Annotated in this window: 4 protein-coding genes and 1 rRNA gene; all 5 read left to right on the forward strand. The window is 55.0% G+C overall.

From position 1 onward, the window contains the following. Positions 1-47 precede the first annotated feature (47 nt). Complete coding sequence (gyrB, locus tag KJS47_RS19140; RefSeq protein ID WP_213526682.1) at positions 48-1,964, forward strand: DNA topoisomerase (ATP-hydrolyzing) subunit B; 1,917 nt, start codon at positions 48-50, stop codon at positions 1,962-1,964. A 108-nt stretch (positions 1,965-2,072) separates the two neighbouring features. Beyond that, positions 2,073-3,215 (forward strand): polysaccharide deacetylase family protein, encoded by a 1,143-nt coding sequence (locus KJS47_RS19145; RefSeq protein WP_249716546.1) that lies wholly within the window; start codon positions 2,073-2,075, stop codon positions 3,213-3,215. A gap of 104 nt (positions 3,216-3,319) precedes the next feature. Continuing rightward, positions 3,320-5,806, forward strand: coding sequence for a DNA gyrase subunit A (gyrA, locus tag KJS47_RS19150; RefSeq protein ID WP_213526686.1), 2,487 nt, complete (start codon positions 3,320-3,322; stop codon positions 5,804-5,806). A gap of 95 nt (positions 5,807-5,901) precedes the next feature. After that, positions 5,902-6,969, forward strand: coding sequence for an HD-GYP domain-containing protein (locus KJS47_RS19155; protein ID WP_213526688.1), 1,068 nt, complete (start codon positions 5,902-5,904; stop codon positions 6,967-6,969). A gap of 350 nt (positions 6,970-7,319) precedes the next feature. Then, a 16S ribosomal RNA gene (locus tag KJS47_RS19160) occupies positions 7,320-7,442 on the forward strand; the annotation flags it as partial.

Raw genomic sequence — 7,442 nt, forward strand, 5'->3', positions numbered from 1 at the left:
GCAGCATGTCAGCGCTTTGAAATATAAAAAGTAGGTGAAGGAAAACCATGTCAGCAAATCCGAACACGTACGATGAGAATCAGATACAGGTATTGGAGGGGCTGGAAGCCGTTCGCAAGCGTCCGGGGATGTACATCGGATCGACCAGCGGCAAAGGGCTTCACCACCTTGTATGGGAAGTCGTCGACAATAGTATCGACGAGGCGTTGGCCGGCTATTGCAACCGGATCGACGTCGTCGTTCACACCAATAACAGCATTACCGTAACGGATAACGGCCGCGGGATTCCGGTCGGCATTCAGACCAAGATGAACAAGCCGGCTCTCGAAGTCGTCATGACCGTGCTCCACGCAGGGGGCAAATTCGGGGGCGACGAGTCAGGCTATAAGGTTTCGGGCGGTCTGCACGGCGTCGGCATCTCCGTCGTCAACGCGCTGTCCGAGCATGTCGAGGTTATCGTCAAGCGTGAAGGCAAGATCCACCAGCAAGAATACCGGCGCGGTCTGCCCCAGTACGACCTGAGGATCATTGGAGAAACCGAAGAGACCGGAACGTCGACTACGTTCCAACCGGATCCGGAGATTTTCACGGAGACGACCGAATACGAGTACGAGACCCTTCAGTCGAGACTGCGGGAGCTCGCTTTCTTGAACAAGGGAATCGAAATCAATCTGCTCGACGAGCGAACCAATCAAGCCAACACGTACAAGTATGACGGCGGCATCGTTTCCTTCGTCGAATACTTGAACCGCAATCGGGAAGCGCTGCATCAGCCGCCGATCTACACCGAGGGCAAAAAGGACAACATCCAGGTTGAGGTCGCCCTGCAGTACAACGATTCGTATACCGAGAACATTTACTCGTTCGCGAACAATATCCATACCCATGAGGGCGGGACTCACGAATCCGGCTTCAAGAGTGCCCTCACCCGGATTCTGAACGACTATGCCCGTCGCTCGAATTCGATTAAGGAAAGCGATGCAAACTTGAGCGGGGACGATGTGCGCGAAGGCTTAACGGCCATTATCTCGGTGAAGATTCCGGATCCCCAGTTCGAGGGCCAGACTAAGACGAAGCTGGGTAACAGCGAGGTCCGCAGTATTGTCGAATCGTTGTTTGCTGAGAAACTGCAGGAATATCTCGACGAGCACCCCGCTATCGCCAAGAAGATTATGGAGAAAGGCATCCAGGCTTCCCGAGCGCGCGAGGCCGCGCGCAAAGCCAGAGAACTGACGCGCCGTAAGAGCGCACTAGAGGTCAGTTCATTGCCTGGGAAATTAGCCGACTGCTCGTCCAAGGACGCGTCAATCAGCGAGCTGTACATCGTCGAGGGCGACTCGGCCGGCGGCTCCGCCAAGCAAGGGCGCGATCGCCATTTCCAGGCGATTCTGCCTTTGCGCGGCAAGATTCTGAACGTCGAAAAGGCTCGGCTGGATCGCATTCTGTCGAATGCGGAGATCCGCGCGATCATTACGGCGCTTGGCACCGGCATCGGTGATGACTTCGATCTGGCCAAGGCCCGCTACCACAAGATCGTCATTATGACGGATGCCGACGTCGATGGAGCGCATATCCGGACGCTGCTGCTGACCTTCTTCTACCGGTACATGCGGAAGCTGGTCGAAGCAGGTTACATCTACATCGCGCAGCCGCCTCTGTTCAAGCTTGAGCGCAACAAGACTATCCGCTATGCCTATAACGAGCGGCAGAGAGACGAGATCCTCCAGGAATTCGGAGAAGGTGCCAAAGTATCGATCCAGCGCTACAAAGGGCTTGGCGAGATGAACGCCACCCAGCTCTGGGAGACGACGATGGACCCCGAAAGCCGGACCTTCCTCCAAGTGAGCATTCAGGATGCGATGGAAGCCGATCTTCTCTTCGATACCCTTATGGGAGACAATGTCGAACCGCGCCGCGAATTCATCCAGGAGCACGCCAAATCGGTTAAAAACCTCGACTTTTGACGAGCTAATAGTTCTTTGATCCAAGCAAGAAGGTTCCGATTGACGGGCCTTCTTTTCCGTATTATGGTTGACTTACCATAAGGCGGAGTTGGAGGGTTTTGCTTGAAAGTGGCGGTTCGAATCCTGTTTGCGGCACTGGCTCTTGCCGTGTTTGTTTTCCCTCGGATGAGCTCCTCGCAATCCGAAATCTATTACGAGAATCAGGTAGCGATCCTGAATTATCACCACATTGACGAGCAGGTAACAGGCAATATCACGATTACGCCCCAGCTTTTCCGCGATCAGCTGGTCTACCTGCAGAAAAAGGGCTACCGTTTTATTACGCTTAGCCAATTCCACCACTTTCTCAAAAAAGGCGAACGTCTGCCACCGAACGCGCTGCTCGTCACGTTTGACGACGGTTACCGGAGCTTTTACCAATACGCCTTCCCGATTCTGAACGAGCTGAAAATACCGGCGGTCAATTTCGTCATGACGAAGGAGCTGACCAAGGAACGGGAGTCCGGCAAGCTGGCGTTTCTGAATGCGGGAGAGATTGCCGAGATGACCGGCAAATCGGATCTGATTGAGGTCCAGTGCCATTCGGACAGGCTGCACGAGAAGGACCCCTCGGGCACTCCCCTTCTGCTGAGCCGCCAGCCGCAGGCCGACAAGCAGGAAAGCGAACAGGAATACGAGAGCCGGATCGTTCGGGATACACGGTCCTGCGTATCGCAGCTGGACGCGATCCAGAAGCGGCCTCATTACGATTATGCCTACCCTTTCGGGATGTATGACGCCGTCGCGGCCGGATTGATCCGGCAGGCGGGGATTGAATACGCGTACACGACGAGCAGCGAGATGACGCTGCAGGATACCGATCCGATGAACATTCCGCGCATCAACGCGGGCGCGCCGACCGTCACTCCGGAGAGCCTTCACCAGCTTCTGCTGAACAAGCCGGCACGAATTCTGCCCGCGGACGAATTGATCCCGCTCGGCAAGGCGATCAACCAGATGGGCGGCAACCTGGTCCGGGAGCCCGGAGGCATCCTCGTGATCGAGTTCGGAACCGATCGCTGGTCGATCGAGCGCGGCAGCAAAACCGCCCGCAATGGAGACCGGACTGTCGAGCTCAATGAGCCTCTCCGGTTCGAAGGAAAGAAGAATTACATCCGCCATGACGACCTGGAGACTCTCCTGAAGGGGCGCGTCGTCTATAACCCGATTCGGGACTTATACTATATCCATAACGCCCCTAGAAGACGGTAATGTTTAATTGTGTATAACTTGTGAAAGTAATATAATAGAATTTGATGCGAACACGGGCAGCCGTGGGAGGATCACGGGGTTTTAAGTACGTCAGGAGGGTAACAATGGCCGAAGAATTGCATCCGCAAATCAAAGAAAGAGACATCGGCTTAGAGATGCGGGAATCGTTCATGGATTATGCCATGAGCATCATCGTCAGCCGTGCGCTTCCCGACGTGAGAGACGGCTTGAAGCCGGTCCACCGCAGAATTCTCTTTGCGATGTCGGAACTGGGCATGTCGCCCGACAAACCACACAAAAAATCGGCAAGAATCGTCGGTGAGGTCATCGGGAAATACCACCCTCACGGAGATAGTGCCGTCTATGAAACGATGGTTCGGATGGCGCAGGACTTCTCTCTTCGCTATATGCTGGTAGACGGTCACGGCAACTTCGGATCGGTCGACGGCGACTCGGCAGCCGCCATGCGGTATACAGAAGCGCGCTTGTCCAAGATTGCGATGGAGCTGCTGCGCGACATCAACAAAGAAACCATTGACTATATTCCCAACTATGACGGCGAGGAGCACGAACCGGCCGTTCTTCCTTCGCGTTTCCCGAACCTGCTGGTCAACGGCGTATCGGGGATCGCGGTCGGCATGGCCACCAACATCCCGCCTCATAACCTGAGCGAGGTCATCGACGGCATCCAGGCGCTAATCCGGGAGCCGGAGATTTCTCCTCTCGAGCTGATGCAGTACATCAAGGGTCCGGACTTCCCGACCGGCGGCTATATTCTCGGCCGCGAAGGGATCCGCCAAGCTTATACGACCGGGCGGGGTTCCGTGACGATGCGCGCCAAGGCGAACATCGAGGAGAACAACGGCAAGGCGCGGATTATCGTCTATGAACTGCCATATCAAGTCATCAAGACGAGATTGATCGTCAATATAGCGGAGCTCGTCCGCGACAAGAAGATCGACGGGATTACCGACCTGCGCGACGAATCTGACCGCAACGGCATGCGGATCGTCATCGAGCTGCGCAAGGACGTCAATCCGAACGTCGTATTGAATAACCTGTACAAGCATACGGCGATGCAGTCCAATTTCGGCATCATCATGCTTGCTCTGGTGAACAAGGAACCGAGAATTCTTAACCTGAAGGACGTCCTTCACTATTATCTTCTTCACCAGCAGGAAGTCATTCGACGCAGAACCGAGTTCGAGCTGAAGAAGGCGGAAGCGAGAGCCCATATTCTCGAAGGGCTGCGCATTGCCCTCGACCATCTGGACGAAGTCATCGCGCTCATCCGCTCGTCTCGGACGACCGAGATTGCTAGAGCAGGCTTGATCTCCCGCTTCTCGCTCAGCCATGACCAGGCACAGGCGATTCTCGACATGCGTCTGCAGCGCCTGACCGGTCTCGAGCGCGAGAAGATCGAGGAAGAATACGCGGAGCTGATGAAGAAGATTGCCGAATACCGTGCCATTCTGGCCGACGAACGGCTCATCCTCGAGATCATCAGCGAAGAGCTGAACGAGATCAAGGAGCGTTTCGGCGACGAGCGCCGTTCCGAGATTACGATCGGAGAGGACAGCATCGAGGACGAGGACCTGATCCCGCGCGAAGATGTGGTCATTACGGTCACGCATTCGGGATACGTGAAGCGTCTTCCGGTGACCACCTACCGTTCCCAGCGTCGCGGAGGCCGGGGAGTAGTGGGCATGGACACGAAGGACAATGACTTCGTCGAACATTTGTTCGTGTCCAATACTCACCATTACCTGATGTTCTTCACCGACAAAGGCAAGGTCTACCGGCTGAAGGCTTACGAGGTTCCGGATTTGAGCCGGACTGCGCGGGGAACGCCAATCATCAATCTGATCCAGATCGAGCAAGGCGAGACCGTACAGGCGGTTATTCCGGTTGAGGACTTCCATGTCGATGCTTACCTCTTCTTCGCGACCAAGAACGGCATTGTCAAGAAGACGCCTCTGTCGGACTACAGCAACATCCGCAAGGGCGGATTGATTGCGCTCAACATCCGCGAGGACGACTCTCTGGTCGGTGTGAAGCTGACGGACGGCAAGAAGGCGATCGTGATGGGAACCCGCGAAGGTATCTCCATCCACTTCCCGGAACAGGATGTTCGCCCGATGGGCCGTTCGGCTACCGGGGTCAAAGGCATCCAGCTGAGTGACAATGACGCGGTGATCGATATGGACGTCGTGGAGCCGGAGAACGATGTCCTGATCGTGACGTCACGCGGCTTCGGCAAACGGACGCCGATCAGCGAATACCGGGTTCAATCGCGCGGCGGTAAAGGCATCAAGACGTTGAACCTGACGTCCAAGAACGGAGAGGTCGTCGGTCTCAAGGTGGTCCGCGAGGACCAGGATCTGATGATCATCACTGCGCATGGCACCATTATCCGGATGAACATGTCCGGCGTTTCCTCGATGGGACGGAACACGCAGGGCGTGCGCCTCATCAACATCAAGGAAGAGGATGTAGTGGCCACCGTGGCCAGCGTTCAGAAGAACGACGACGCCGAGAATATCGACGGCGAGGAGCTTTTGGCGGAAGAGCCACTGGAGACAGAAGAATAATAAGACGGGAGGGGTTTTCCACCCCTCCTTTTTGTTTTACAATAAAGGCAAACATTTCAAGCGACAATCGGGATGCAGAAGGGGAAGTCTAACGAATGGCCAATATATCGGTTTCTCAATTGAAGACCGGGGAGAGCTTGCAGCAGCATGTCTATACGGCGAAAGGAACCCTCCTGTTTGAAAAGGGACGGCAGTTAACCGGGCGGGACCTGGAGATTCTGAAAGCTTTTATGATCGGAGTGGTGACGGTCACGGATAAAAAAGAACCGGCGGCCGAAAGCCCCCAGGGAGCGGAAGGGGCAGCCGGCAGCTCCCCCGCCTCCTGGGTCCGGCATTACGAAGAGATGATCCAGTTTATGCGTAAGCTTATCCAGACCGTACAAAGCTCGGGACACGGATTTCCGATTCTGGAGGTGCGCACACGTCTCGAAGACTTGCTGCGGTCCAGCACCGCCTACAATCCCCTTACGTTCTCCTATCCGGTTCGGGACGAAACCGATTATTTGCTCCACCATAGCTTGAAGGTTGCCCTCACTTCTTACCAGCTGGCACAATGGCACCGGCTTCCCTCCAAGGATTGGCTGCAAGTGGCGCTGGCCGGACTCCTCCATGATATTGGGACGGCTCGCGTAGACCACGCCATCCTGGCGAAAAAGGACAAGCTGACCGATTCCGAACGGGAAGAGGTACGCAGGCATACGGTATACGGCTACCAGCTTCTTAAAAACGTGCCGGCCCTGAACGAAGGCGTCAAGCTGGCTGCGCTGCAGCACCATGAGAAGGAGAACGGCGGAGGCTATCCGCTCAGCATAAAGGGAGAACAGATTCATCCTTATGCCAAGATTGTCGCGATAGCGGATATTTTCCATGCGATGACGAACGACCGCGCCTACAAGAGAGCCTCCTCGCCTTTTGTTGCCCTGGAACAGCTTTTCTCCGACGCATTCGGTAACCTGGATCCGGCGCTCGTGCATACATTCATCAATCGAGTGACGAGCTTGCATACAGGGACATCGGTCCGGTTGAACAATGGACGGATGGGGGAGATTGTCTTCCTGGATACGGCCAATCCGACACGCCCCTGGGTGAATGTGAGCGGTGAGATCGTGAACCTGTCCCAGGAACGGTCCCTCTATATATTAGAGGTGCTGTCGGACCGTTAAATTTTTTGTCGATTAGTGTTGACTTGGCACTGGCCTACGTGGTATATTAATTCTCGCCGCTTCGAACGGCCAGCTGCTAACAACGAGCCGGACAAGCAAGCTAACAAGAAATTTTAAAAAAAGCTTGCATAAACGTAACGAAGTGTGTTATAGTAATAAAGTCGCCTTCGGGAATAACGAAGCGCGGCGGGGACGAAGTCCTCAAGCAATATGCCCTTTGAAAACTGAACAACGAGTGAGTAAATTAAGCCAGCGCAGTGCGGTTTTCGAACCCATTGCAACTGTTTGGACAAATGAGCGAATCGCTCTTTCTTTAAAACGTTTCAAGATCTTCGGATCTTGGGGCCACTTTTATGGAGAGTTTGATCCTGGCTCAGGACGAACGCTGGCGGCGTGCCTAATACATGCAAGTCGAGCGGAGTTGATGAGAAGCTTGCTTCTCTGATGCTTAGCGGCGGACGGGTGAGTAACAC

Origin of the sequence: Paenibacillus sp. J31TS4, assembly GCF_018403265.1 — a bacterium.
Classification (GTDB): domain Bacteria; phylum Bacillota; class Bacilli; order Paenibacillales; family NBRC-103111; genus J31TS4.

Bases quoted from the DNA above. Each gene is read 5' to 3' on its own strand.
- gyrA (WP_213526686.1), top strand. From the start codon at position 3,320: ATGGCCGAAGAATTGCATCCGCAAATCAAAGAAAGAGACATCGGCTTA.
- KJS47_RS19155 (WP_213526688.1), top strand. From the start codon at position 5,902: ATGGCCAATATATCGGTTTCTCAATTGAAGACCGGGGAGAGCTTGCAG.
- gyrB (WP_213526682.1), top strand. From the start codon at position 48: ATGTCAGCAAATCCGAACACGTACGATGAGAATCAGATACAGGTATTG.